Source organism: Nitrosospira sp. TNL300, from assembly GCF_055385915.1.
The window spans coordinates 481621-505879 of sequence record NZ_AP041005.1 but is presented as its reverse complement, the minus strand read 5'-3'; the positions used below and the strand labels follow the sequence as shown (position 1 = coordinate 505879).

At 54.3% G+C, this 24259-nt stretch carries 23 protein-coding genes; 18 read left to right on the top strand and 5 right to left on the bottom strand.

Going from position 1 to position 24259, the window contains the following annotated elements:
- The first annotated feature begins 2 nt into the window (after positions 1 to 2).
- From ctaD to ACZ5BW_RS02265, 4 genes are read left to right on the top strand one after another with little or no spacing between them, the layout of a single operon-like run.
- On the top strand, positions 3 to 2015 hold the full coding sequence (gene ctaD, locus ACZ5BW_RS02280) for a cytochrome c oxidase subunit I (RefSeq protein WP_464542128.1): 2013 nt from the start codon (positions 3 to 5) through the stop codon (positions 2013 to 2015).
- Positions 2012 to 2620 carry a cytochrome c oxidase subunit 3 gene (locus ACZ5BW_RS02275; RefSeq protein ID WP_464542126.1) on the top strand — a complete coding sequence of 203 codons (609 nt, stop codon included), beginning with the start codon at positions 2012 to 2014 and terminating at the stop codon, positions 2618 to 2620. The genes ctaD and ACZ5BW_RS02275 overlap by 4 nt, the downstream gene beginning before the upstream one ends.
- Before the next feature lie 8 nt (positions 2621 to 2628).
- Positions 2629 to 3075, top strand: a complete 447-nt coding sequence (locus ACZ5BW_RS02270; RefSeq protein ID WP_464542124.1) for a hypothetical protein — start codon at positions 2629 to 2631, stop codon at positions 3073 to 3075.
- On the top strand, positions 3057 to 4448 hold the full coding sequence (locus tag ACZ5BW_RS02265) for a c-type cytochrome (protein WP_464542122.1): 1392 nt from the start codon (positions 3057 to 3059) through the stop codon (positions 4446 to 4448). The genes ACZ5BW_RS02270 and ACZ5BW_RS02265 overlap by 19 nt, the downstream gene beginning before the upstream one ends.
- Before the next feature lie 58 nt (positions 4449 to 4506).
- Here ACZ5BW_RS02265 and ACZ5BW_RS02260 read toward each other — a convergent pair whose 3' ends face one another.
- Together ACZ5BW_RS02260 and ACZ5BW_RS02255 are read right to left on the bottom strand one after the other, a co-directional pair.
- Positions 4507 to 5331: a cytochrome c oxidase assembly protein gene (locus ACZ5BW_RS02260; RefSeq protein WP_464542120.1), complete on the bottom strand. Its 825-nt coding sequence runs from the start codon at positions 5329 to 5331 to the stop codon at positions 4507 to 4509.
- A gap of 35 nt (positions 5332 to 5366) precedes the next feature.
- The gene (locus ACZ5BW_RS02255) at positions 5367 to 5993 is read right to left on the bottom strand and encodes an SCO family protein (RefSeq protein ID WP_464542118.1); all 627 of its coding nucleotides are present in this window, start codon (positions 5991 to 5993) and stop codon (positions 5367 to 5369) included.
- A 372-nt stretch (positions 5994 to 6365) separates the two neighbouring features.
- Between ACZ5BW_RS02255 and ACZ5BW_RS02250 the strand changes: the two genes are divergently transcribed.
- The 3 genes from ACZ5BW_RS02250 to ACZ5BW_RS02240 all read left to right on the top strand — a co-directional run bounded on the left by ACZ5BW_RS02250 (position 6366) and on the right by ACZ5BW_RS02240 (position 9797).
- The gene (locus tag ACZ5BW_RS02250; protein ID WP_464542116.1) at positions 6366 to 7898 is read left to right on the top strand and encodes a 2-isopropylmalate synthase; all 1533 of its coding nucleotides are present in this window, start codon (positions 6366 to 6368) and stop codon (positions 7896 to 7898) included.
- 107 nt (positions 7899 to 8005) lie between these two features.
- Positions 8006 to 9253 (top strand): YihY family inner membrane protein, encoded by a 1248-nt coding sequence (locus ACZ5BW_RS02245; protein WP_464542114.1) that lies wholly within the window; start codon positions 8006 to 8008, stop codon positions 9251 to 9253.
- Between the two features lie 16 nt (positions 9254 to 9269).
- On the top strand, positions 9270 to 9797 hold the full coding sequence (locus ACZ5BW_RS02240) for a TlpA family protein disulfide reductase (protein ID WP_464574181.1): 528 nt from the start codon (positions 9270 to 9272) through the stop codon (positions 9795 to 9797).
- Between the two features lie 111 nt (positions 9798 to 9908).
- On the opposite strand, the gene ACZ5BW_RS02235 is transcribed toward ACZ5BW_RS02240, so the two are convergent.
- Positions 9909 to 11618: a proline--tRNA ligase gene (locus ACZ5BW_RS02235; RefSeq protein WP_464542110.1), complete on the bottom strand. Its 1710-nt coding sequence runs from the start codon at positions 11616 to 11618 to the stop codon at positions 9909 to 9911.
- A gap of 200 nt (positions 11619 to 11818) precedes the next feature.
- Here ACZ5BW_RS02235 and ACZ5BW_RS02230 point away from each other — a divergent pair, with 200 nt between their 5' ends.
- From ACZ5BW_RS02230 to ACZ5BW_RS02185, 10 genes are all read left to right on the top strand, one after another.
- Entirely contained in the window at positions 11819 to 12382 is a 564-nt protein-coding gene (locus ACZ5BW_RS02230) for an RNA pyrophosphohydrolase (protein WP_464542108.1), read from the top strand.
- A gap of 259 nt (positions 12383 to 12641) precedes the next feature.
- Positions 12642 to 13643 (top strand): cytochrome-c peroxidase, encoded by a 1002-nt coding sequence (locus tag ACZ5BW_RS02225; RefSeq protein ID WP_464542106.1) that lies wholly within the window; start codon positions 12642 to 12644, stop codon positions 13641 to 13643.
- Between the two features lie 258 nt (positions 13644 to 13901).
- Positions 13902 to 14147 (top strand): RNA chaperone Hfq, encoded by a 246-nt coding sequence (gene hfq / locus ACZ5BW_RS02220; RefSeq protein ID WP_011379809.1) that lies wholly within the window; start codon positions 13902 to 13904, stop codon positions 14145 to 14147.
- A complete protein-coding gene (gene hflX, locus ACZ5BW_RS02215) occupies positions 14140 to 15324 on the top strand; it encodes a GTPase HflX (RefSeq protein WP_464542104.1) in 1185 nt (394 codons plus the stop codon). Before hfq ends, hflX begins: the two co-directional genes overlap by 8 nt.
- A 104-nt stretch (positions 15325 to 15428) precedes the next feature.
- A complete protein-coding gene (hflK, locus tag ACZ5BW_RS02210; protein ID WP_464542102.1) occupies positions 15429 to 16628 on the top strand; it encodes an FtsH protease activity modulator HflK in 1200 nt (399 codons plus the stop codon).
- Positions 16629 to 16646: 18 nt separating this feature from the next.
- Positions 16647 to 17507 carry a protease modulator HflC gene (hflC, locus tag ACZ5BW_RS02205; protein ID WP_464543752.1) on the top strand — a complete coding sequence of 287 codons (861 nt, stop codon included), beginning with the start codon at positions 16647 to 16649 and terminating at the stop codon, positions 17505 to 17507.
- 253 nt (positions 17508 to 17760) lie between these two features.
- On the top strand, positions 17761 to 17946 hold the full coding sequence (locus ACZ5BW_RS02200; protein ID WP_464542100.1) for a DUF2065 domain-containing protein: 186 nt from the start codon (positions 17761 to 17763) through the stop codon (positions 17944 to 17946).
- A gap of 60 nt (positions 17947 to 18006) precedes the next feature.
- The gene (locus ACZ5BW_RS02195; protein WP_464543751.1) at positions 18007 to 19182 is read left to right on the top strand and encodes an ATP phosphoribosyltransferase regulatory subunit; all 1176 of its coding nucleotides are present in this window, start codon (positions 18007 to 18009) and stop codon (positions 19180 to 19182) included.
- An 89-nt stretch (positions 19183 to 19271) separates the two neighbouring features.
- Entirely contained in the window at positions 19272 to 20579 is a 1308-nt protein-coding gene (locus ACZ5BW_RS02190; RefSeq protein WP_464542098.1) for an adenylosuccinate synthase, read from the top strand.
- A 93-nt stretch (positions 20580 to 20672) separates the two neighbouring features.
- A complete protein-coding gene (locus tag ACZ5BW_RS02185) occupies positions 20673 to 21107 on the top strand; it encodes a GNAT family N-acetyltransferase (protein ID WP_464542096.1) in 435 nt (144 codons plus the stop codon).
- Between the two features lie 99 nt (positions 21108 to 21206).
- Here the strand turns inward: ACZ5BW_RS02185 and ACZ5BW_RS02180 are convergent, their stop codons facing one another.
- Entirely contained in the window at positions 21207 to 22562 is a 1356-nt protein-coding gene (locus ACZ5BW_RS02180) for a porin (RefSeq protein WP_464542094.1), read from the bottom strand.
- Between the two features lie 137 nt (positions 22563 to 22699).
- Between ACZ5BW_RS02180 and ACZ5BW_RS02175 the strand changes: the two genes are divergently transcribed.
- Complete coding sequence (locus tag ACZ5BW_RS02175) at positions 22700 to 22858, top strand: hypothetical protein (RefSeq protein ID WP_464542092.1); 159 nt, start codon at positions 22700 to 22702, stop codon at positions 22856 to 22858.
- A gap of 70 nt (positions 22859 to 22928) precedes the next feature.
- On the opposite strand, the gene ACZ5BW_RS02170 is transcribed toward ACZ5BW_RS02175, so the two are convergent.
- Positions 22929 to 24257, bottom strand: coding sequence for a porin (locus ACZ5BW_RS02170; RefSeq protein WP_464542090.1), 1329 nt, complete (start codon positions 24255 to 24257; stop codon positions 22929 to 22931).
- Positions 24258 to 24259 lie beyond the last annotated feature (2 nt).

The following is a 24259-nucleotide window of genomic DNA, read 5'->3' as shown; positions in this document are numbered from 1 at the left end:
GTATGGCCGCTATCGACGTCACCCAGCATCGCGAAGTTCCCCACGAACGGATCCCGGAAGTGGGACGTATTCCCGAGGGATCTGCCATCGAAGCACGGCTGGAGAAGATCTGGGAGACGGCGCCGGGTTGGCGTGGATGGCTCTCCACAGTGGATCACAAAACGATCGGGGTGCGGTACCTCGTTACGGCCTTTCTTTTCCTCGTGATCGGCGGAATCGAGGCGCTGTTCCTGCGCATCCAGCTTGCCGGGCCGGATATGGCGTTTCTGACGCCGGAGCAATACAACCAGCTTTTCACGATGCATGGCGTGACCATGATTTTCCTCTACGCATTGCCCGTTCTGTCCGGCTTCTCCAACTACCTCTGGCCGCTTCTGCTCGGTTCCAGGGATATGGCCTTTCCGCGCCTCAATGCACTTTCCTACTGGATTTTTCTGTTCGCCGGCCTCTTCATGTACATCAGCTTCCCTCTTGGGCAGGCGCCGAATGCGGGCTGGTTCAATTATGTGCCCTTCTCGGGCCCGGTATACAACACCGGACCCAATATCGATGTCTTTGCGCTCGGCATGGTGCTGCTCGGAATTTCTACAACGGTGGGATCGATTAATTTCGTGGTTACCCTGTTCAGGATGCGGGCCCCGGGCATGACCATAAACCGCGTCCCCATCCTGGTGTGGGGAACGCTCACCGCCTCCGTGGCCAACCTGTTCGCAATCCCCGCCGTCAGTCTGGCGTTCTTCCTGTTGTGGCTCGACCGCCAGATAGGCGCACATTTTTTTGATGTGGCAAATAATGGTCAGCCCCTGCTTTGGCAGCACTTGTTCTGGATTTTCGGCCACCCCTGGGTCTATGTCGTCGTGCTTCCGGCAATGGGCATCGTTTCCGATGCTCTGCCCACATTCTGCCGCCGCCCGCTCGTGGGTTACACGGCAGTGGCGCTTGCCACCATGGCAACCATGCTGCTCGGTTTCGGAGTGTGGGTCCATCATATGTTCGCCACGGGTCTGCCGACAGTGGCTCTGTCGATTTTCGGCGCCGCCAGCATGGTCATCTCCATTCCCAGCGCGGTTGCCGTCTTCGCCTGGATTGCAACTATCTGGCTGGGAAAGCCCGTATTCAAGACCCCTTTTCTGTTTTTTGCCGGTTTCGTCGTGCTGTTCGTCATCGGGGGCATGTCGGGAGTGATGACAGCCGCAGTGCCGCTCGACTGGCAACTTAATGAAACCTACTTCATCGTTGCGCACCTGCACTATGTCCTGCTTGGGATCAATGTGTTTCCGGTGGTAGGAGCGATCTACTACTGGTTTCCCAAATTCACCGGGCGCATGATGAGTGAAAAACTGGGCAAGTGGAGTTTCTGGACCATGTTTATCGGATTCAACGCTGGATTCTTTCCAATGCATATCGCTGGCCTGCTGGGGATGCCGCGCCGCATTTATACCTATCCCTCCCGCATGGGGTGGGACGAAGTCAATCTGGTTACGACTGTCGGATCCTTCATATTCGCCGCTGGCGTGCTGATCTTTCTCGTCAATGTCGTCCTCAGCCTGAAACGCGGGGTGCGGGCAGGCGCCAATCCGTGGGATGCGCCGACCCTGGAATGGGCAGTACCTTCCCCGCCGCCCGCTTATAACTTTGCGACCATTCCTACGATTGCCAGCCGGCACCCGTTATGGGAGGGGCGGATCGAAGGAGAAAGAGAACATAGCCGAACCAGACTGGAAGAAGGTTACCTGCTGATGCGGGGTCGGGAAACTCTCGGCACCTCGCCCATCGATGCAAAGCCGGTTGTCATCCTCAAAATGCCGGAGGATTCCTATACGCCTTTCCTTGTCGGTTTGTTCGTCTCGTTGCTATTCGTCGGCCTGTTGCTGCATTCATGGACATTCACCGCATTAATGGCGGCCTCAAGCTGTGCCGCGTTGAGCGTCTGGATGTGGCCCCGCAGAAAACTTGGTCAGCGCACTACGGGGCGCAGGTCAGCCTCCGCCGAAAGAGGGGGAGAAAGCCCATGAGTGAAACTGTCCGCGTCGTCAGTCAGCCTTTGCCAGTGGGAAGCGCCGGCAAGCTCTCCGGCGGGTGGTGGGGGGTGATCGCGCTCATCGTAACCGAGGCTTCCCTGTTCGGGTATCTGCTGTTCACCTACTTCTACCTCGCAGCACAAACCGGGCAGGACTGGCCCCCGACCGGATTGCCGGGCCTGCTCATTCCGGGCATCAATACCATCATCCTGCTTGCCAGTAGTGCTGCTTTCTGGGCAGGAGAACGGCGCCTCCGGCAAGGCGGGACACAATCCAGCATTTTCGGGTTTATCGCCGCGATTGCCTTGGGTAGCGCCTTTGTCGCAGTTCAGCTTCTGGAGTGGAAAAACAAGACATTCAGCATCAACTCCGACCTGTACGGATCACTCTACTTTACGATCACCGGCTTTCACTTGTGCCATGTCATTATCGGACTGGGAGTGCTTTTGCTCCTGCTTGCCTGGACCATGATGGGTTATTTTGACCACAAGCGTCATGTTGCAATCACCATCGGCGGAGTTTACTGGCATTTTGTCGATGTCGTCTGGCTGTTCGTTTTCTCCGCCTTGTATTTGTCTCCTTATCTCCAGCGCGGATGACCTTCAAAATGGATGCAAGACAAACTGTTTCCACAGAACATCGCTTCCTTCATTCCCCGCCAAGGGTCAGGACATTGTTTGCGCTCTTCGGCGCGCCCGGAGCATGGGTAACGCAAATGGCATTAACCCAGCCGATCGCCGCCTATGCCTGCTATCCACATCAGTTTCCGCTCCCCGCCCCGCTTTGGCCCGGGTTGACGGCGATACTGGCAACAATAGGCTTTGTCTGCCTGGCTGGCGCTCTTTTTTCCGGGTATATCGCTCTGACCTCCTGGCGGAGCCTCGGCCGCTACTCGAAAGACACATTGAATGAACAGTCTTCCATTCAGAAAGATGAAGGGCAGAGGCGATTTCTGGCGATGCTGGGGATGATGTCGAGCTTTGTGTTCATCGTTGCGATCCTGTTTAACACTTTTGCCGTGCTTTTGATCCGATCATGCAGCGCCTGGATCTGAAGCACATGAAGCTGCGCATGGCGGTTTTCGATTGGATGATCCGGATGGGCAAAAAAACTGGAATTCTTCTGAGTGTTGTCCTGCTTGCCATGGGCGCAATCGTAGTGGGCACTCCGGTTTCCGTTGCGACTGCCACTGCCGATCATGCCGCAGATGCTGCCGGGGAGGGTGAGAGCGCACTCAATGCGCTGGTTACACGCGGTGCCTATCTCGCCACTATCGCAGACTGCACCGGGTGTCACACGGCAGGATCCGCTCATCCGGCTTTTGGGGGCGGGTTGGCGATCAATTCACCCTTCGGTACCATTTATTCGACCAATATTACGCCTGATCCGGAAACTGGCATCGGCCGTTACAGCTACGAGGATTTCAGCCGGGCCGTGCGCGGCGGCATCAGGAAGGACGGCAAATGGTTGTACCCGGCCATGCCTTACCCGTCGTTCACGGCAATGTCGGACAACGATGTGCGCGCGTTATACGCCTACTTCATGCACGGGGTGAAACCGGTCCGGCACACGCCCTCGCAAACCCGCCTGCCATTCCCCTTCAATCAGCGCTGGACCCTCAAGTTCTGGGATCTTGCCTTTGTGGAACACAAACGGTTCGAACCCCGTGCTGATCGGGGCGAAAAGTGGAACCGCGGTGCATACCTGGTGCAGGCGCTCGGTCACTGCGGCGCCTGCCATACTCCGCGCGGTTTGGCCTATCAGGAAAAGGCCTATTCGGAAACCTCGTCCGACTATTTGACCGGTGCGATGATAGATAACTGGTTTGCTCCGGAACTGACCGGAAACACCGCATCGGGTCTGGGCAGATGGTCGGAAGAGGAGATTGCCGCGTTTCTCAAGACAGGCCATAGTGGCCATACCGTTGCATTTGGCAGCATGATCACTGTCATTGAAAACAGCACCCAGCACTTCCGCCGGGAGGACCTCGATGCGGTCACCCATTACCTCAAATCGCTTCCTGCCAGCGGAGAAAAGTCATCGTATAACCCTCGTAGAACGCCGGCTGTCGTTCCCGTCGGAATGATCCGGTTCGAGAAACCAGGCGCGGGAATATATAGTGGCTTCTGCGCCAAATGTCACCGGGACGAGGGAAGGGGCAAGCCGCCAAAGTTTCCTCCTCTATCTGGAAGTTCGATCGTGCTTTCGGAGAATGCTTCTTCCCTGATCCGGCTCATGCTGGAAGGAGGAAAAGGCCCGTGGACAAAGACGGGGCCGAAACCGGAGAAAATGCCAGGCTATGCCGAAAGATTTACCGACCGCGAAATCGCTGAAGTGCTCACATTCATCCGTAACAGCTGGGGTAACAAGGCACCGCCGGTGACCACTCGCGATGTATATCTGATGCGCGAGGTCCTGAACGAATAATTGCAAAGGATTTTGTTTCTACCCGTCCGGAAATAGGAAAGAAAAGGAAAGCAAACGTTTATGCCACCTTCTGTCCGTTCTTCGGATATTCTGCAAGCATCAATTCCCTCAGGATGACAACCAGAATCCCGATCGCACTCATCATCGCACCGTGTATCCACAGAATGATGCCCCCGATCTGCTGATCCGCTAGGGCGTCGATACCGCCAATAGCACGTCCGCAAATGGTGTAGATCGGATACAACTCGTGAGAAGTAAAGAAAATGATGGCGCCGATGACGATTTGAGGCGGAATTATGGCAAGCATCATGCCAATGCGAGAGCCGGGCGACAATCTGACGGTGAATACCGGACCGGGAGTTAAGACCAGTCCCCAGAAAATCAATCCGCTGAGAAACATGCTCCAGTTCATCACACGGTAGAGACGCCAATCGATCATCGCCGTAAAATGAATCGAGGGCAACAGCCAGAAACCGATGAGCATGCTGAACAGTGTGACGGCGACGACAGGATTGCACAAGGTCTGGGCGAGATATTGAACTGGCTTCCATCCCGCCATCGGATGAAATGCCTGCCTCATCCTTGACGGCATGCCCGCAAGAAGAACCGGGCATGGCCTGCTCAATACAATCAGAAAAGGCCCGAGATGATGCAATGCAAGATGCTGAAGCCGGTGAATGAAAAATTGGTGCTCGGAGTAATAATCGAGCTGGGTGTGAGAAACGAGATATACCAGACTTAATCCACCCCAGAAGCAGAATCTGCGATGAAGCGGGGGGCGAACTACGGCGCAGCCTCTCAGAAAAAAAAGAACTGCACTACCGGTGGCGGCAACCACCAGAATAGACTCTTCCCAAGGCACCAGCCAGTAAAACCATTCCATTACAATTGATGTCCGTTACTGACCTGGAGAAATTTTCAGGCAGGAAGCAAATTCCGCAGGTCTTCCGCCAGAGTCTCTTCTGGATCGGCGGAGGTTGCCAGCAGGCGGGCACGGCCTTGTGCGTCAAATATATAGACCGCATCGCCATGCATGATGTCGCCGTCGCCGCCGGGGGGGAAATGTGGCCGGAACGCGTTGCGGTATCGTTTTGCAAGCCGTCCGATTTCATCCGGATTGCCGGTCAATCCTGTCGCATGCTCGATATCGAATTGCGTCAGATAATGGCGCAATTCCCCAGGGACGTCCCGCTCCGGATCCACGGTTACAAAGAGGATGTGCGCCCGATCTGCGTCTCCCCTAAGGAGATGCATTACCCGCGTGAGACGCGCCATGGAAATCGGACACTCTTCCCGGCAATGTGTAAATCCAAAATACATCAGCAATACTTTTCCCTCATATGTCTTGGCTGTAACCGGCTGTCCCTTGTCGGAGGTGAGGGAAAAACTCAAATCCGGCAAGTGGCCGGTTACCTCCTTTACATGCCCCTGTTCTGTCGAACCGCACGCGCTCATGGCGAGCACAATCACAAGACCCGCAGTCACAAGACCCGCAGCGAGGCGGCGGCGGCTGAAATTTCGTCTTCCCCTAAAGTTCTTATTCACAAAGAGTTCTTATTCACAAAGCTCTTATTCATTGAGAAGCATCGAAAATTCCTGAGGACCATTCCTGGAGAGTTCAATCGGTCAGTTTCAATGTCGGTCAGTTTCAATGTCGGTCAGTTTCAATATAGCATTCAATTTCTCTATTGCACGCGTTCCGGAAACCCTTTATATTTGGGACATGCACATTGCAAACTTCGTTCAGTCCATTCCATTCTGCCTTCAGCCCCGCCTGCAGCTTCTTGCAAGACCGCTGCTGCGCCTCGCGCGCTAATTACCGACCTCCCTCAAGCCTTTACCAGTTTTTATCGATGGAATCCGTTCCTGGATTCCCTATCAGAGTTCGAGTATTCTTTCTGAAAAACGGAGAAACAATTGAAAGACCATCTCATCATTTTTGATACCACCTTGCGTGATGGCGAGCAAAGCCCGGGCGCCTCCATGACGAGGGAGGAAAAAGTGCGCATCGCTCGACAACTCGAACGAATGCGGGTTGATGTCATTGAAGCGGGTTTTCCAGCTGCCTCAAATGGCGATTTCGAAGCGGTAAAAGCCGTAGCGGATGCAATCAAGGGCAGCACCATATGCGGCCTTGCGCGCGCAACCGAAGGCGATGTCAGGCGTGCAGGCGAAGCATTGCAGGGCGCCAATTCGGCCCGTATCCATACCTTTATCGCCACTTCACCGATACACATGGAAAAGAAACTGCGCATGTCCCCCGAGCAGGTGGTGGAACAGGCGGTGAAAGCGGTGAAATGGGCGCGCCAATACACCGATGACGTCGAATTCTCCCCTGAGGATGCCGGGCGCTCTGACATCGCCTTTCTTTGCCGTGTGCTCGAAGCGGTCATCGATGCCGGAGCGGGGACTGTGAATATTCCCGATACGGTCGGCTATACCATGCCCCAGCAATTCGGGGAACTCATCCGTACCCTCCGCGAGAGGATTCCCAATTCGGATAAGGTCATATTCTCGGTGCACTGCCACAACGATCTTGGACTGGCGGTGGCCAATTCGTTATCGGCAGTGATGAACGGAGCGCGCCAGGTCGAATGCACGGTAAACGGACTGGGCGAGCGCGCCGGCAATGCCTCCCTGGAGGAGATCGTCATGGCCGTGCGCACCCGCCAGGATTTCTTTCCTTGTGATACCCGCATCGATACTGTCCATATCGTCCCCGCAAGCAAGCTGGTTTCGGGCATTACCGGGTTTCCGGTACAGCCGAACAAGGCAATTGTGGGCGCAAACGCATTCGCACACGAATCCGGGATACACCAGGACGGCGTATTGAAACACCGCGAAACATACGAAATCATGCGAGCGGAGGATGTCGGCTGGGGGGCAAACAAATTGCTGCTGGGCAAGCATTCGGGACGCAACGCCTTCCGCAGCCGGCTGGCAGAGCTCGGGATCGAGCTGGAATCGGAAGAAGTCCTTAATGCCACCTTCATGCGCTTCAAGGAGCTGGCGGACAAGAAGCATGATATTTTCGATGAAGACCTGCATGCCCTGGTTTCCGATGACGCCACCGCCCTGCAGGAGCATTACAAGCTCCTCTCACTGACGGCGCACAGCGAAACCGGTGAAACTCCCCATGCAAGTATAGTAATCGGTGAAGAAGGCAGGGAATCCCGTGCGGAGTCGGATGGAAGCGGACCGGTGGACGCCACTTTCCGCGCCATCGAAAAGATACTGAACAGCGGCGTGGAGTTGCAGCTCTACTCCGTCAATGCGATCACCAGCGGTACCGATTCCCAGGGCGAGGTCACAGTCCGGCTGCAGAAGTCAGGCCGTATCGTCAACGGCAACGGCGCCGACACGGACATTGTCGTCGCCTCCGCCAAGGCGTATCTCAGCGCTCTGAACAAGCTGCACAGCAAGCTGGAGCGGGCGCACCCGCAAGTTTAGAAACCTTGAAGAACGCGGCAGGACAAACCGGAACCGTCTGTCCTGCCTCCAAAGTGGGGCTGCGCGTGGAGCTTTTCTCTCAATCCTCACGACCTGTCACGAAAGTAATGAAATCCGTACGTCCCGTCGATTTCATGCACTATGTCCTTGTGCGCTTTTTCCAGCACAACTGCATCCAGATTGCGGGCAGTCTTACCTTCACCACCTTGCTTTCGCTGGTGCCGATACTCGCGATCGGGTTATCGATGGTGGCTGCATTTCCCGCATTCGCCGAATTTTCAGACCGGATAAAGGAATTCATTCTCACCACTATGGTGCCGGAAGCGGCAAACAAGGTCATCTCGGTGTACATGCAGCAATTTGCCGATAATGCGGCCAAGCTGACCGCGATCGGCATCGCCTTCCTGGGCGTAACCGCGCTTGCACTCATGCTCACGATAGACGAAGCGCTCAACAGCATCTGGCGAGTATCCCGCCTGCGTCCGCTCCTGCACCGCCTCCTGATATATTGGTCCGTTCTGACGATCGGCCCCTTATTGATCGGCGCGAGCCTGTCGCTTACGTCCTGGCTGATGACCGCCTCCATGGGATTTACCCGTGATATTCCGGGCGGGGACATCATGCTTTTGCGGTTGGGTCAGCTCGTGCTGACGAGTATTGCCTTTTCGACTTCCTATCTCATCGTGCCGAATCGCCAGGTAGCATGGCAGCACGCGATAGCGGGCGGCGTGGCGGCGGCGATAGGATTCGAGATAATGAAGGCAGGCTTCGCGTTCTACATCACCCGATTCCCGACTTATCAGGCAGTATATGGCACCTTTGCGACTATTCCCATTTTCCTGCTATGGCTTTATCTTTCGTGGTTGATGGTGCTGCTCGGAGCGGTTATTGCCGCATCCCTTTCAAGCTGGCGTTTCCGCGAGTGGCGCGATGACCCGAAGGCCAGGGGTAAGCAGTTTTTTGATGCATTGCGTTTATTAGGGGTACTTGGAAAGGCGCTGAAGGCAGGCAAGGTTGAAACAGCCTCCAGCCTGCAGCAGCAGCTGATGCTAAGTCCCGAAGAAGTAGAACGGATACTGGAGCTCATGATGAAAGCCAATTTCGTGCGGCAGGTTCAGGGGGGAGGATGGGTTCAAATACTCGATCCCGCCGAGATCCGGATTGCCGATGTCTATCGCCTGTTTGCGTTTCGTCCCGAAGCACTGCGGAGTGCAGCAGGAGGCGATACCAGACTGGAGCAGCTGCTCGATGATATTGCTGTGGGGATCGATGAGAAAATGAGCCTTCCGCTGTCGCAATTTTTTGCCTCCACGGAACCGAACCACCCGCAGAAATGTCAGCTTAGCAAAGGTTAGGGGAGTTGTGGGAAAAATGAAACGATGCCATTTGAGTATTCTGCTTTACCGGTTCTGTTTATGCTTCATGCTTTCAGCAGTGCCGGTCACACAGACCTATGGCTTTACCTTTACCGATCATACCGGAAAGAAACTGTCTCTTTCCGACTTCAAGGGGAAATGGGTGCTGGTAAATTTCTGGGCCACATGGTGTCCTCCATGCCTGAAGGAAATTCCTGATCTCGTCTCCCTCTATGAAAGCCGGAAAAAAGACGTAATGGTGATCGGCGTGGCCATGGATTATCGTAACCCGGACGTTGTGCTCAAACATGCGAAACGGCTTTCAGTGACCTACCCGATCGTGCTCGGGGATCAGGAACTGGCACGCCAGATCGGCCCGGTATCCATGCTGCCGACTACCTATGTTTTCGATCCCGAAGGAAAGCCGGCAGTTTATAAGATCGGAATTGTGTCCCGCGAAGCGTTGGAAGAATTCATGCGTGAGAATTCGAAGATCCCCGGTTCCCAGCCTGCTGGAAAAGCGCAGCAAAAAGGAGAACGCTAGTCGCTAAGTCCCGGCGGACAATGACTGCCCGGCTTTGCCGTACTGGAATCAGCCCAGAATCGGGCTGTCGAGCGCCCAGTTCCAGAACGGCAAGCCGGGAAGATTCAGCCATCAACCGCCAGCCAGTTTTGATTTAATAAAATCTTCAATCTCAGGAAGCGGGATGACCACCGATTTTTCGTCGCGCCGCCCCCGGTACTCGGCGTTTCCTTCCTTCAAGCCTCGCTCGCCGACGACAACCCGGTGAGGAATACCGATCAGTTCCATATCGGCGAACATTACGCCGGGACGGTCATCCCGGTCGTCGAGCAGAACTTCGATGCTGGCGCTGGAAAGCGCCGCGTATAGTTTCTCCGCTTCAGCCCTCACCTCTGCATTCTTCTTCAACCCGATCGGAATGATGACTACCTGGAATGGCGCCATTGCCGCGGGAAATATAATGCCGCGCTCGTCATGGTTCTGCTCGATGGCGGCCGCCACGATGCGTGAAACCCCGATCCCGTAGCAGCCCATTTCCATGGGGCGCGATTGCCCGGATTCATCGAGATAACTGGCTTTCATCGCTTCCGAATACTTTGTGAGCAATTGGAAAATATGGCCGACTTCTATGCCGCGGCAGATTTCCAGCTTACCTTTTCCGTCCGGCGACAAGTCGCCGGAAACCACGTTGCGAATATCGAAAACATGATCCGGCTCTTTCAAATCACGCCCGAAATTGACGCTAACGAGGTGGTAATCCTCTTCATTGGCGCCACACACGAAATTACTCATGACCGCTACGGTACGGTCCGCGATAACGGGAAGAGACAATCCGGTTGGGCCGATAAATCCGGGAATACAGCCGGTTTCTGCGCGAATTTCTTCTTCGCTGGCAAGCCGGAAATCGGAAAGAAAAGGAATTTTTCGAACCTTTGTCTCGTTGAGATGGTGATCGCCACGCAGCAGCAGAAGATACATCCGGCCATTGGCCACGACCGCCAGCGTTTTTACCGTCTGTTCGATGGAAACATCAAGACAGGCGGCAACCTCTTCGCAGGTCTTTTTGGCGATGGTTCGCACTTTCCGCATCTCGCCCACGGCAGGTCCCCGCGGTGCTGCCGGTGGCAACGACTCGGCCATTTCAACATTCGCTGCGTAATCGGAATCAGGACAAAAAGCGATGGCGTCTTCGCCGGAATCGGCCAGGACATGAAATTCGTGCGAACTGCTGCCACCAATCGCACCCGTATCGGCCTTGACCGGACGAAACCTCAGCCCCAGGCGATCGAATATCCGGCAATAGGCCACATGCATCGCCTGATAGGTTTCTTCCAGGCTATGGATATCGGCGTGGAACGAATACGCATCTTTCATCACGAATTCGCGCGCGCGCATGACGCCGAAGCGGGGGCGAACCTCGTCGCGAAATTTGGTTTGTATCTGATAAAAATTGAGGGGTAACTGCCGGTAACTCTTGATTTCACGCCGTGCAATATCCGTGATGACCTCCTCATGGGTTGGACCAAAACAGAAATCGCGCTCGTGTCTATCCCTGATTTTCAACATCTGGGGGCCAAAGACATCCCATCGCCCTGTCTCCCGCCATAGCTCCGCAGGCTGCACGGCCGGCATCAGCAGTTCCAGTGCCCCCGCCGCATCCATTTCCTCCCGCACGATGTCTTCGACTTTGCGCAGAACCTTCAAGCCGAGCGGCATCCATGTGTAGAGACCGCTTCCCAGGCGCCGGATGAGACCTGCCCTCAGCATCAGCTTGTGACTGATCAATTCCGCTTCGGCGGGTGCTTCCTTGAGTGTCGAAATAAAAAAACCTGATGCTCGCATATCCTGTCCATAACAAGTCCAATCTCCGATTTTACTCTGAAAAGCAGCGCAGGTTGACCATGAGGAATCTGAAAAGCAAAGTGTTCAAACAATAATGCAGTTGCCACTCCTCCAGTGCGTCCAATCAGCGACAGCTTTCAATCCGACACGAAATGTGGAAAAATCTAACCCTATCGTGAAGGATCAAATGGGTGAATCATATGATCGACCGTAATGGATATCGCTCAAATGTAGGAATCATTCTACTCAATTCGAAGAACGAGGTATTTTGGGGCAAGCGCATCAGACAGGATTCCTGGCAATTTCCTCAGGGAGGTATAAAGCCCGGCGAAACTCCGGAACAGGCAATGTATCGTGAATTGACTGAGGAAGTAGGCTTGCGCCCCTGGCACGTGCAAATCCTCGGCCGCACCCGCGACTGGCTCCGATACGATGTACCTGCTCAATGGATAAAGCGCGACTGGCGGGGAAATTACCGGGGGCAGAAACAGATCTGGTATCTGCTGCGCATGTTGGGGAGTGATTGCGACGTTTCGCTCCACACCAGCGGGCGCCCTGAATTTGACGCGTGGCGGTGGAATCAGTACTGGGTAGAGCTGGAGTCGGTAGTCGAGTTTAAACGCCAGGTTTACTGCCAGGCACTGACGGAACTGGCACGCCTGCTGAATCGTCCGCCTGTTCCCTTCGGGTGCAGTGGATATGAAAAATACGACTATTCCGCCAGCGGGCAGCTCGCAGGCAGCACCGCCAAGCAGTCCGAATAAGCAACCGCATTGCAGCAGCGCGTTGCAGTACCACCGCCAGAGGTGCCACTGCCGCCGCAACGGGAACTGATGCGTATCAGGCAGCTGACAGCAAAGCTGTTAGCTGTTTACACACTGCCTTTAATATTGATATTGCGGCTATCGGATATACTCGCGAACAGTTGTGCCCATACTCAGCTGGCTGATAGCCCTGCCCTCAGTTTTCCGATGTAGGCGTAACCGGCTGCGCCACTACAGCCGAGTTTTTTAGGAGATTACGATGATATTGCGGGCATTAATAACGTCGCTGCTAGCTGTTGGAACGATTGCCGCTCCGCCTGCCCTGGCCGCTGCCGCCGACGAACCCATACAACCGATCGAGGCAGCCAAGCCCAAGAATGAAAACAAGGTGGAACTGGGCAAAATGCTTTTTTTTGATCCCCGTCTTTCCAAGTCCGGCTTCATCTCGTGCAACTCCTGCCATAACCTGAGCATGGGTGGATCCGACAATCTCCCATCATCCATTGGCCATAAGTGGCATCAGGGTCCGATCAATTCGCCCACGGTATTGAACTCCAGTCTGAATCTGGCCCAATTCTGGGACGGCCGCGCCAAGGACCTGAAAGATCAGGCGGGCGGTCCTATTGCCAATCCGGGGGAAATGGGATTCAGTCATGAATTGGCAGTAGGCGTGCTGCAATCCATTCCCCAGTACAGGGCGCGCTTCAAGCAGATATACAGTTCGGACAAGCTCGATATAGGCATGGTAACGGACGCTATAGCTGCTTTCGAAGAAACGCTGGTAACGCCCGGCTCCCGCTTCGACAAATGGCTCAAGGGCGACAAGAACGCCATCAACAAGACGGAACTCGAAGGGTATAAGCTGTTCAAGGACGCGGGGTGCACCGGTTGCCACAATGGACCTGCCGTAGGCGGCGCGTCGTTCCAGAAAATGGGCGTACGTGAAGCCTATAAAACTCAGAGCAAGGCTGAAGGCCGTTTTGCCGTGACCGGCAAGGAGGAGGACCGCCTGTTCTTCAAGGTGCCTACATTGCGAAATGTGGAACTGACCTATCCCTATTTCCATGACGGCGCCGCTGCAACTCTGGAAGATGCGGTGAATACCATGGGCCGGATACAATTGGGACGCAATTTCACCAAGGAAGAGAATGCCAAAATCGTGTCATTTCTGAAGACGTTGACCGGCAAGCAACCGCATCTCACTTTGCCTATTCTTCCCCCCTCGACCAAGGATACACCCAAACCTCATCCCTTCGATTGATCGGCGAGAGGCCTCTGCTCATCGGCAGAGAAAACAGGACTCGAACCTTATCCGGGCTGCTATATAGTCCGGATAAGGTTCGGCAATGGCGTACCTGATAGCTGGCGGAATATTTATATTGGAAATAGGCGCAAACTGGCCTATAACTCTCTTTATACCTGCCCGATTCGACCTTCAGCCGCTCTCAGCAGGAATATGGATTTACGCTTCAAAATCAAGTAGAGTTATTTTTTGAATAATTAAAACACGGAGTCACGTATGAGCGCTAAAGGGCAATTGTTACAAGACCCGTTTCTGAATACCTTGCGGAAGGAACATATTCCGGTTTCGATTTATCTGGTAAATGGAATCAAATTGCAGGGACACATCGATTCATTCGATCAGTATGTAGTGCTGTTGAAGAATACCGTCACCCAGATGGTCTACAAGCACGCAATTTCTACGGTAGTCCCCGCAAGAGCTGTCAACATTCCATTTGAGGCGCCCCCTATATCTGATGCTTGATTCCTCTAGTGGGAACGCGCCCGACACTAACGCCCCTGTTGATTCTGCTGTTCTGGTAAGTCTTGATCTAAACGACAGCGACTCCGCAGAAAACCTCGAAGAATTACGGCAACTGGCCGCCAGTGATCGCCTTGCAATTTCCGCTGTAGTGCTGGGGAAACGGCTTCGCCCGGATCCTGCGACTTTCGCAGGTAGCGGGAAAGTTGACGAAATAATGGGCGCAGTGGAGCAGACCGGCGCTTCGCTGGTTATTTTCAATCATGATCTTTCGCCTGCCCAGCAGCGTAATCTGGAGCAGCGGTTCAGGCGGCGGGTCATCGATCGTACGAGCCTTATCCTGGACATTTTCGCGCAGCGCGCAAAGAGTCACGAAGGCAAGTTGCAGGTGGAACTTGCCCAGCTCGAACATCTGGCCACCCGGCTGGTGCGGGGCTGGACGCACCTCGAGCGGCAGAAGGGCGGTATCGGTCTGCGCGGCCCTGGTGAAACACAGTTGGAAACCGATCGCCGCCTGCTCGGAAAACGTGTCAAGGTGCTGAAAGAAAAGCTCGCTAAATTCGAACGCCAAAGAGCTCTGCAACGGCGCGCCAGACAGCGTGCGCAAGTGATGTCGGTTTCTTTGGTCGGTTATACCAATGCCGGCAAGTCCACTCTTTTCAATAGACTCACTCGCGCTCACACCTATGTTGCTGATCAGTTGTTTGCAACCCTCGATGCCACCACCCGCAAGCTGTTTATCGCGGGTCGCGGTCCGCTCGTACTTTCCGACACGGTGGGCTTCATCCGGGATCTGCCGCACACGCTGGTGGCAGCATTCCGGGCGACACTGGAAGAAACGGTGCAAGCAGATCTGTTGCTCCACGTCGTGGATGCCAGCAGCTCCAATCGCAGCGAACAGATTGATGAAGTCAACAAGGTGCTGAAGGAAATCGGCGCTGACCGCATTCCACAAATACTGGTGCTGAACAAGGCAGACCTGATCGATTTGCCGGGAAGCTCTGCGGGTTACCAGCGGGACGAGTATGGTAGAATCGTACAAGTTCGATTGAGCGCCAAAACCGGTGAAGGGCTGGAATTTATTAATCTGGCATTGTCCGAAGAACTCGGGGAGCGCGCGGCTTTACGAGAGCCCGATAATCAGTCGGAAGCCCGGGATATAACGAGCGGGTATCACTGAATGTCAAATAATGCAGGAATTTTTGCTTTCCACAAATCTGGTTCGGGGTTTTTCACGGTAGAGTTTGATGGGCTGCTCCATTAAACAAAAAAATAGGAATCATCATGGGATTAAATGATCCTCAGTGGGGAAGAAAAAAAGGCAATTCCGGTCCACCCGATCTGGATCAGTTGTGGCGAAATTTTAACAAGAAGCTCAACAACCTGTTGAAGCGCAAGGGTGGAGGAAGGCGCGACAGTTCAGGAGGCGATGAAGGCGGTCCTCCGGTCGGTCCCAAAAAATACAGCGGGGGCGTCGGACTGCTTGCCGGATTGCTTCTGCTGTTGTGGATAGGAAGCGGATTTTATATCGTCAACGAGGGCCAGCGCGGTATCGTGTTGCGATTCGGAAAATATGTGGAGAGTACGCAGGCAGGCTTGCGCTGGCATCTGCCCTACCCTATCGAGGTCGTTGAACCCGTTAACGTAAGCCAGGTGCGGACTGTTGAAATCGGCTATCGTAACAATGTCCGGAGCAAGGTACTGAAGGAGTCGCTCATGTTGACCGACGACGAGAACATCATCGATATCCAGTTCGCCGTGCAATACATCCTGAAAAACCCGGAGGACTTCCTGTTCACCAATCGTGACCCCGAAAACGCCGTGCTACAAGCAGCGGAAACCGCGATACGGGAAATCATCGGAAAGAGCAAGATGGACTTCGTGCTCTATGAAGGGCGTGAACAGGTGGCGGCAAAAGCCACCGAGCTGATGCAGGACATCCTTGACCGCTACAAGATCGGCATCGCCATCAGCAAGGTGACGATGCAGAATGCCCAACCGCCCGAACAGGTACAGGCGGCGTTCGATGACGCAGTCAAAGCCGGACAGGATAGGGAACGGCAGAAAAACGAAGGCCAGGCCTATGCGAATGATGTGATTCCGAAGGCCAAAGGTAATGCGGCCCGCCTCCTCGAAGAGGCTGAGGGGTACAAGCAACGGGTGATTGCGAGTTCCGAAGGTGAGGCGAGCCGCTTCAAGCAGGTTCTCGTTGAATACAGCAAGGCGCCGGGCGTGACACGTGACCGGCTTTATCTGGATATGATGGAACAGGTGCTTTCCAACACCAGCAAAATTATCGTGGACCAGAAAAATGGCAATAATCTGCTTTATCTGCCGTTGGACAAGCTGATTCATATGAGCGGACCTTCTTCCTCGTCTGGCACAGTACCGGAGACACAGCCTGCGTCGCCGCCGGAACCTGCCGCAGACGCAGCTACCCGCACCCGGGAAGCATTTCGTGGCCGCGAACGGGAGACAAGATAAGTGAAAAACTATACCCCAATGTTATTGGCTGTCCTTATCGTCCTGTTTCTTGTGGCAAGCTCGTCACTGTATATAGTCGACCAGCGGCAGCAAGCAATCCTGTTCCAGCTGGGTGAAGTGGTGGATGTAAAGACATCTCCGGGTCTTTATTTCAAAATCCCGCTGGCGCAGAACGTGCGTTACTTTGACTCGCGCATTCTGACTATGGATACCGCCGAGCCGGAACGCTTCATAACGTCCGAAAAAAAGAACGTTCTGGTGGATCTGTTCGTGAAGTGGCGTATCGTGGACGTCAAGCAGTACTATGTCAGCGTGCGCGGGGACGAGATGCTCGCCCAGACGCGCCTGTCGCAAACAGTCAACTCAAGCTTGCGCGATGAATTCGGTAATCGGACGGTACATGACGTCGTGTCCGGCGAGCGCGACAAAATCATGGAAATCATGCGGCAAAAGGCCGATGCGGATGCGCGTAAAATCGGAGTGGAAGTCGTAGACGTTCGTTTGAAGAGAGTAGACCTGCCGCAGGAAGTAAGTGAATCGGTCTACCGTAGAATGGAGGCCGAGCGGAAACGTGTGGCGAATGAACTGCGTTCGACCGGCGCTGCGGAATCCGAGAAGATTCGCGCGGATGCGGATCGTCAGCGCGAGGTCATTCTTGCCGAAGCCTACCGGAAAGCCCAGGAAACAAAGGGTGAAGGCGATGCGAAAGCGTCGGGTATCTATGCCAGCGCCTTCGAGTCGAATCCGGAATTCTATTCTTTTTATCGCAGCCTCGACGCCTACAAACAAAGCTTTAAAAACAAGAGTGATATCATGGTACTGGAACCGAACTCCGAGTTTTTCAAGTATATGAGGAACTCGGGGCGAGGAGGGAAATAGATGTGCCGGTAAATAGCTCATTCGGATGAAGCAGCTGTCCGGGAGTATGGCTGGCTGCTTCAGGGCTATCGACACAGTAATTCCATGGCCGGGTCGAATATCGCTCCTCGCTTCTCCAGTCTTTTTCCCACGCTGTAAATGATCCCACATAGAGTGGTAATTCCTGACGATTTCTCCAGCGAATTCCCGGGCAGACACCCGCTTCGGTGTCGCCTGACACAGTAAGCGTCCGATCTGCTTGGGTTATTTCAATATGTGGGACACTCTGTTAATGGCCTTTGCCCTGATGCTGGTGCTTGAGGGACTGCTTCCCTTTCTGATGCCCGGTGCATGGCGCGAGGCTTTCAGAAAACTGACGGAAGTCGGCGACAACCAGATACGTTTTATCGGCCTGACCTCCATGCTGATCGGATTGCTCCTGCTCTATCTTGTGAAATAGTTCTTTCCATACCCTCCATACCCTCCTTTATCCTGTCTTGATTACGACCCCGACATGAATATGAGTGCATGGGCTCTTCCCGAATATATTGAGGACATTCTGCCCGCCGAGGCGTTGAAGATAGAAATGATGCGCCGGCGGGTATTGGACTGGTTGTTCGTGAACGGCTACGAACTCGTGGGGCCACCGTTGCTGGAATATGTGGAATCGCTTCTCACTGGTAGCGGGAGGCAAATGAATTTGCGCGTGCTTAAGGTGGTTGATCAACTGAGCGGCCGCATGATGGGCTTGCGCGCGGACATGACGCCACAGGTGGCTCGCATCGATGCACACCTTCTGAACCGGAGGGGCATCACCCGGCTTTGTTATGCGGGCAGCGTGCTGCACGCACGGCCGTCGGGCCTGACCCGGACCCGGGAACCGTTGCAGATCGGCGCGGAACTTTACGGTCATCAGGGACTTGAAAGCGATCTGGAAATCCAGCGTCTGATGCTGCAATCTCTCGCAATCGCCGGTGTGGGAAACATACACCTCGATCTCGGCCATGTCGCGGTATTTCGCGGCTTGATCAGAAGTACAGATATCTCACCTGCCTTGGAAATGGAATTGTCCGGAGCCTTGCAGGGGAAAGATAAGGCAACATTGAAGGAGCTCTGTGCCGGGCTGAAAAAACAGGTGGATGCTTCGGTGCGGGAGGCGCTCCTGCTGTTACCCGAGCTCTACGGAGACGAGAATGTGTTGACATTGGCGCGCAGCGCCCTCCCGCCCTACCCCGAAATCATGGGGGCGCTGGACGAGCTCGAAATGGTAGCGGGCGAACTGGGCCCGCTTGTGGATACATTGGCATTCGATCTCGCCGACTTGCGCGGATATCACTACCACAGTGGCATGGTCTTTGCCGCATATACCGACAACTGTCCCAATGCAATCGCAGTGGGTGGACGCTACGACGAGGTTGGAAAAGCATTCGGGAGAGCGCGGCCCGCAACAGGTTTCAGCATGGACCTGCGGGAGTTATCCGGTTTGATGCCCTCGGACTCTTATCCCAGAGGAATTCTGGCCCCGTTCATAAAGGAGGACAGAACGCTGGAAAAGAAAATCGAACAGCTTCGTAACGAAGGCCAGATCGTTATAATTGCCCTGCCGGGTCATGAAAATGACGCCAGCTCCTTCAATTGCGATAAAAAACTCGTATCGGAAAACGGGGTGTGGTCGATAGTGAATGCACCGACCTGAATGCCAGTCATTGGCCAGCTTTAGGAAGAAAAGTTCTTCCTCTCTTTACCTTTCAAACATTACAGAGGTTTAAACGTTAAAGAAGCGATATGAGCAAAAATGTAGTTGTCATAGGAACACAGTGGGGCGATGAAGGCAAGGGCAAGATCGTGGACTGGCTTACGGATCAGGCACAGGGTGTGGTGCGCTTCCAGGGAGGACACAACGCAGGTCATACACTTGTCATTGGTGGCACGCAAACCGTGCTGCACCTGATTCCTTCCGGAATTCTCCGTAAGAACGTCGCCTGCTATATCGGTAATGGCGTGGTTGTGTCGCCGCAGGCGCTCCTGGATGAAGTCGGTATGCTGGAGCGCGCAGGCGTCGACGTGCTTAACCGGCTTCGTATCAGCGAGGCTTGTCCTCTCATTCTACCTTGTCACGTTGCCCTGGATAACGCGCGGGAGATCGCCAGAGGATTGGGTAAAATCGGCACGACCGGACGAGGTATTGGGCCGGCATACGAGGACAAGGTGGCGCGACGCGCCGTCCGTCTGCAGGATCTGTTTCATCGTGACCGCTTCGCGGCGAAGCTGGGCGAGATACTGGATTATCACAATTTCGTGTTGAAGAACTATTTTCAATCGCCAGTCGTCGATTTTCAGCAAACCATGGACGAGACGCTCTCATTGGTGGAACGCATCCGCCCCATGGTTGCCGATGTGCCGCGGCTTTTATTCGAAGCCAACAGGGCAGGCGCGAATCTTCTGTTTGAGGGCGCACAGGGAGCGCTGCTCGATATCGATCATGGCACTTACCCATTTGTTACGTCCAGCAATTGCATTGCCGGTGCCGCGACAACAGGAAGCGGAATCGGCCCCCAGATGTTGCACTATGTGCTGGGAATCACCAAGGCATATACCACGCGCGTGGGAGCGGGACCCTTTCCAACCGAACTGGATAATGAGGTCGGCAGGCATCTCGCCAAGCGCGGTAATGAATTCGGTGCAACCACGGGACGTCCGCGGCGCTGTGGCTGGTTCGATGCCGCTGCCCTGAAACGTTCCATCCAGATCAATGGCGTCTCCGGGTTGTGCGTCACCAAGCTTGACGTGATGGATGGTGTTGAAACCCTGCGGCTGGGCGTGGGCTATAAACTGACGGGAAATGGAGAGGAAGAAAAATTCAGTGGCATCATGCCGGTAGGTGCAGAGGAACTTGCCTCCTGCGAACCGGTTTACGAGGAAATGCCGGGGTGGAGCGGGAGCACGGTCGGTATCCGCGATTTCGAACAACTGCCAATGGCCGCACGCAACTATCTCAAGCGTATGGAAGAAGTGTGTGAGGTATCGATAGACATGATATCGACCGGACCGGATCGGGAAGAAACGATTGTATTGCGCCACCCTTTCGAATAGCTGGAAAGCCTATCTCCCGATAGGCAGCGGCAGACAGTGCAGGAGCAGAAGCTTCCGTCATACTGGCGGATTACCAGGACCAGTCGAACCAATATGAATCTCTGCATAGTACGCGCGGCAAGCTGGCAGGAAGATGGTCCGGCACTACGAGCAGTACGAGAAGCGGTTTTTATCAGGGAACAAGGAGTACCTGCGGAACTTGAATGGGACGAGTTCGACGTCGTTTGCGTACATCTGCTGGCGATGACTCCTTCGGGAAATCCGATAGGTACGGCAAGATTGCTACCGGATGCTTCGATCGGACGCATGGCCGTATTGAGGAATTGGCGATGCAAAGGAGTGGGTAGCGCACTCATGGATCGGTTGCTGAAGGAAGTGGAAAACCGGCAGCTTCCTACAGTTACCTTGAACGCGCAGACACACGCAACCGGGTTTTATAGCAGGTTTGGTTTCCTGCAGTCAGGACCGGAATTCCTGGATGCCGGAATTCCTCACGTGAAAATGATGTTGCAATTTCGGCCGCGCTAACGATAGAAGCGCTCTGAAACGCGAACCTGTCCCGTTCTCCCCCGTTTCGGCGTTACAGATTAGACCCTGTAGCGGGCGGAGAAAGTGGAAATCAGGAAATCAAAACGGAACCATAAAATCAAGGGATAAAACCACCTGATCTTTATGCCCACCAAAAGGCCGATAATCAATGCCATGCAGTCCGTCCGCAGCGTCGTAGCGAACGTTTGGACGAATATTGAACTGCTGCAATGGCTTCCAGTCGAGCTTCAGCCTCTTCGCCGCCCTCCAGTTCATGCCTACCGTGACTGCATAATAATCAGCCGGACTGCTGGTGCTATTGCCAAGCTGATTGCGTCCAAGCGCGTAACTGAACCCCCGATTGTCGGTGGCGGCAGCCACCCGTCCCGGTGAAAATACACGAAACCCATCCCGGTCGCGGAACCACTCGGCTCGCACCCCAATCGTCAATTCCGGCATGAGGTCGTAATACAGATGCGTGTTGATGCCGTACCATTCGGCATCCTTGATCACGTTACTATAAAAGACATTATTCAGGAGAACATTCCCCGCAAAACCGTGGTCGTGTTGCAGCACAAAATGGGTCTTGTCGGTGAATTTATGCTTCAGCACCATGCTGTACAACATCCATGGCTCATTGCTGCGTGTCGAGGTTGCGCCGTAGGTTCCGCTGATATTGGCCGACGTTCCCATATCCTCGCTGGTCCAGGTAATGCCCGCAATCCCCCCCCAATTGCCCAACTGCTTGTCGAACCCGCCATCCCAGCCGCCGGTGGCGCTACCTGTGGTAACGCCCCCCATGAAGGTCAAGTTTTGCGTGATCTTATAGTTGCCCAGCACGCCGGTATGCGTGAACGGCTCCCCATACTGCATGGTATAGGCATGAGTGTAGAAGAAATTGTCCGGCGCCGGTACCGACTCGTAGCCGATGGGGGTGTAAAAATGGCCCACCTTGACGTTCAATCCGTTCCCCACGGGAACATAGGCTTCGGCAAAAGCCTGCGGAAACGCAATCCCATAATATCGGGTTGAAGCGCAGCACACATCAAGATCCCAATTGCTCCTGTTTAAAGGCTGGCCTGTATTCGCGTCGAACGCGGGAACGCCATAAGCCTGGGTAAAAATGGCATCCGTTCCGAACATGAAATCGATACGCCCGCCGAAGTCCCAGGTGCTACCCTCGGCTACCACGGGACGTTGCACATAAATATTGAACTGGTTTAACTGAAATCGGTTGGAGCGGTCGGCAAATGTTACCGTACCGTTGAAACCGGTGAGCTGGCTAGGATTGAAAGTCGCGCCGCCGTTGATCCAGCCGCCGAGCCTGATGCCATTGTCCTTGAACCATTCCAATGCGGTATTGGCGTAAGCGCTGTCGGGATTCTCGAGAGTTGTAAACAGGCTGACCGCAGAAGCAAAGATCATTCCACTTCTGCGTTTCGGTAGGCGTTTCATGATTGGCTCCCCTTGGCAAAACACTACCACGAAAATTGTTATTCTGTTTGAAACGTAACATGAGATAAATAAAGAAAGTGTTATATTTTTGTCAAGAATTTGTGAAGTCATCCTCCTCGCTCACAAAGAGATGGAGAATGAGCGAAAGCGATGGAAGCGGCAGACAGGAGCAGGTACTTATAACATTGGGCGCCGAGGAAGAGAGGAGGTTGCTGGAACACTACGAGGAAAAAAGCTATCTATACGGGAGGATGGCCAGGACAGCGGCGGCGGGGAATGACAGGCTGAGAAGCTGACAGTCTGATAGACTATTTTCCCATCTTACTTCCCTCTTCGATAGACAGTTTTCCCCGCGCCCTTCCAGCTTCAGAAGGGAATAATCGCATCGAGGGAAAATATGATCTGATCCTTCTTGTTGTTGAAAGGCCGGAGCGAGTGGTCAATGCCGTCGGCACGGTCGTAGCGGATATTTGGACGAATGTTCAGCTTTTGCATTGGCTTCCAGTCCAGCCGCAACCTTTTCGAGGGCTTCCAGTTCATTCCGAAGGTGATTTCATAGTAGTCCGCAGGCGCCGCGATCACAGCTGATGGATCGCCTGCAAAACTGGCGCCGGTATGGTTGAGCGCAGCTACCACGCGAAAAGGCGAAGAGACGCGAAAACCGTCCCGGTCGCGGAACCATTCACCGCGAATACCCACCGAAAGGTCTTCCAACAGGTCATAATAGAGGTGAGTATTGATGCCATACCATTCGGCATTCTTTGGCACCCCTCCCAGCAAAACGCCGCCGGCATAGCCGTGAACGTGGTGTAGAACCAGGTGGGTTTTCGGTGTGAGCCTGTGTTGCAGCACAATGTTGTACATTCCCCATGGTCTGTTGCTGCGGGTGGACGTCGCACTGTAGCTCCCCGTGATGTTGGCCGAAGTCCTTTTGTCGTCGCTGACCCAGGTAATACCACCCAGCCCTCCCCAGTTTCCCAGCTCTCTGTCAAATCCGCCATCCCAGCCACCGGTTGCGCTCCCGGTGATGACGCCCCCCATTACCGACCAATTCCCGTTGACGGTATAGTTCCCTACGGCACCCGTGTGGGTGAACGGTTCCCCATTGTTAAAGGTATAGGCGTGAGTGTAAAAAAAATTGTCAGGTGCAGGAACGGTTTCATACCCTGTCGGTGAATAAAAATGGCCTGCCTTGATGTTCAAGCCATTACCCAACGGTATATAGGCTTCGAGATACGCTTGCGGTAGCGCGATGCCGTACGTTCGTGTCGATGAGCAGCATATATTCAGATCCCAGTGGCCCCTATTCAAGGCTTGACCTGTATTCACGTCGAATGGCGGAACACCGAAAGCCTGGGTATAGATCGCGTCGGTGCCGAACATGAAATCGACACGCCCGCCGAGATCAAAAGCCTTGCCTTCCGTGACCACCGTGCGCTGGAGATAAAGATTGAACTGATTCAACTGAAACCGGTTGGCGCGGTCTGCAAAGGTAACGGTGCCGTTGTATCCGTTGACGGGATTGCTGGGGTTATAGGTTGCCCCTGCATTGATCCATCCTCCCGCCCTTACACCGCTCTCCCTCAACAACTCTGCTATATCAATCGCCTGAACAGCGCTGTTGCTCATGAAGATCAATAAAAAACAACCTACTCCGTACGGAATCCGGTTGCTGCGCTTTCGCATGCATTTCATTC

What these genes read in the sequence shown, in the direction of transcription:
- ctaD (WP_464542128.1), top strand. Translation starts at nt 3, where the DNA reads ATGGCCGCTATCGACGTCACCCAGCATCGCGAAGTTCCCCACGAACGG.
- ACZ5BW_RS02275 (WP_464542126.1), top strand. Translation starts at nt 2,012, where the DNA reads ATGAGTGAAACTGTCCGCGTCGTCAGTCAGCCTTTGCCAGTGGGAAGC.
- ACZ5BW_RS02270 (WP_464542124.1), top strand. Translation starts at nt 2,629, where the DNA reads ATGGATGCAAGACAAACTGTTTCCACAGAACATCGCTTCCTTCATTCC.
- ACZ5BW_RS02265 (WP_464542122.1), top strand. Translation starts at nt 3,057, where the DNA reads ATGCAGCGCCTGGATCTGAAGCACATGAAGCTGCGCATGGCGGTTTTC.
- ACZ5BW_RS02260 (WP_464542120.1), bottom strand. Translation starts at nt 5,331, where the DNA reads ATGGAATGGTTTTACTGGCTGGTGCCTTGGGAAGAGTCTATTCTGGTG.
- ACZ5BW_RS02245 (WP_464542114.1), top strand. Translation starts at nt 8,006, where the DNA reads ATGAAATCCGTACGTCCCGTCGATTTCATGCACTATGTCCTTGTGCGC.
- ACZ5BW_RS02240 (WP_464574181.1), top strand. Translation starts at nt 9,270, where the DNA reads ATGAAACGATGCCATTTGAGTATTCTGCTTTACCGGTTCTGTTTATGC.
- ACZ5BW_RS02235 (WP_464542110.1), bottom strand. Translation starts at nt 11,618, where the DNA reads ATGCGAGCATCAGGTTTTTTTATTTCGACACTCAAGGAAGCACCCGCC.
- ACZ5BW_RS02230 (WP_464542108.1), top strand. Translation starts at nt 11,819, where the DNA reads ATGATCGACCGTAATGGATATCGCTCAAATGTAGGAATCATTCTACTC.
- ACZ5BW_RS02225 (WP_464542106.1), top strand. Translation starts at nt 12,642, where the DNA reads ATGATATTGCGGGCATTAATAACGTCGCTGCTAGCTGTTGGAACGATT.
- hfq (WP_011379809.1), top strand. Translation starts at nt 13,902, where the DNA reads ATGAGCGCTAAAGGGCAATTGTTACAAGACCCGTTTCTGAATACCTTG.
- hflX (WP_464542104.1), top strand. Translation starts at nt 14,140, where the DNA reads ATGCTTGATTCCTCTAGTGGGAACGCGCCCGACACTAACGCCCCTGTT.
- hflK (WP_464542102.1), top strand. Translation starts at nt 15,429, where the DNA reads ATGGGATTAAATGATCCTCAGTGGGGAAGAAAAAAAGGCAATTCCGGT.
- hflC (WP_464543752.1), top strand. Translation starts at nt 16,647, where the DNA reads ATGTTATTGGCTGTCCTTATCGTCCTGTTTCTTGTGGCAAGCTCGTCA.
- ACZ5BW_RS02200 (WP_464542100.1), top strand. Translation starts at nt 17,761, where the DNA reads ATGTGGGACACTCTGTTAATGGCCTTTGCCCTGATGCTGGTGCTTGAG.
- ACZ5BW_RS02195 (WP_464543751.1), top strand. Translation starts at nt 18,007, where the DNA reads ATGAGTGCATGGGCTCTTCCCGAATATATTGAGGACATTCTGCCCGCC.
- ACZ5BW_RS02190 (WP_464542098.1), top strand. Translation starts at nt 19,272, where the DNA reads ATGAGCAAAAATGTAGTTGTCATAGGAACACAGTGGGGCGATGAAGGC.
- ACZ5BW_RS02185 (WP_464542096.1), top strand. Translation starts at nt 20,673, where the DNA reads ATGAATCTCTGCATAGTACGCGCGGCAAGCTGGCAGGAAGATGGTCCG.
- ACZ5BW_RS02180 (WP_464542094.1), bottom strand. Translation starts at nt 22,562, where the DNA reads ATGAAACGCCTACCGAAACGCAGAAGTGGAATGATCTTTGCTTCTGCG.
- ACZ5BW_RS02175 (WP_464542092.1), top strand. Translation starts at nt 22,700, where the DNA reads ATGAGCGAAAGCGATGGAAGCGGCAGACAGGAGCAGGTACTTATAACA.
- ACZ5BW_RS02170 (WP_464542090.1), bottom strand. Translation starts at nt 24,257, where the DNA reads ATGAAATGCATGCGAAAGCGCAGCAACCGGATTCCGTACGGAGTAGGT.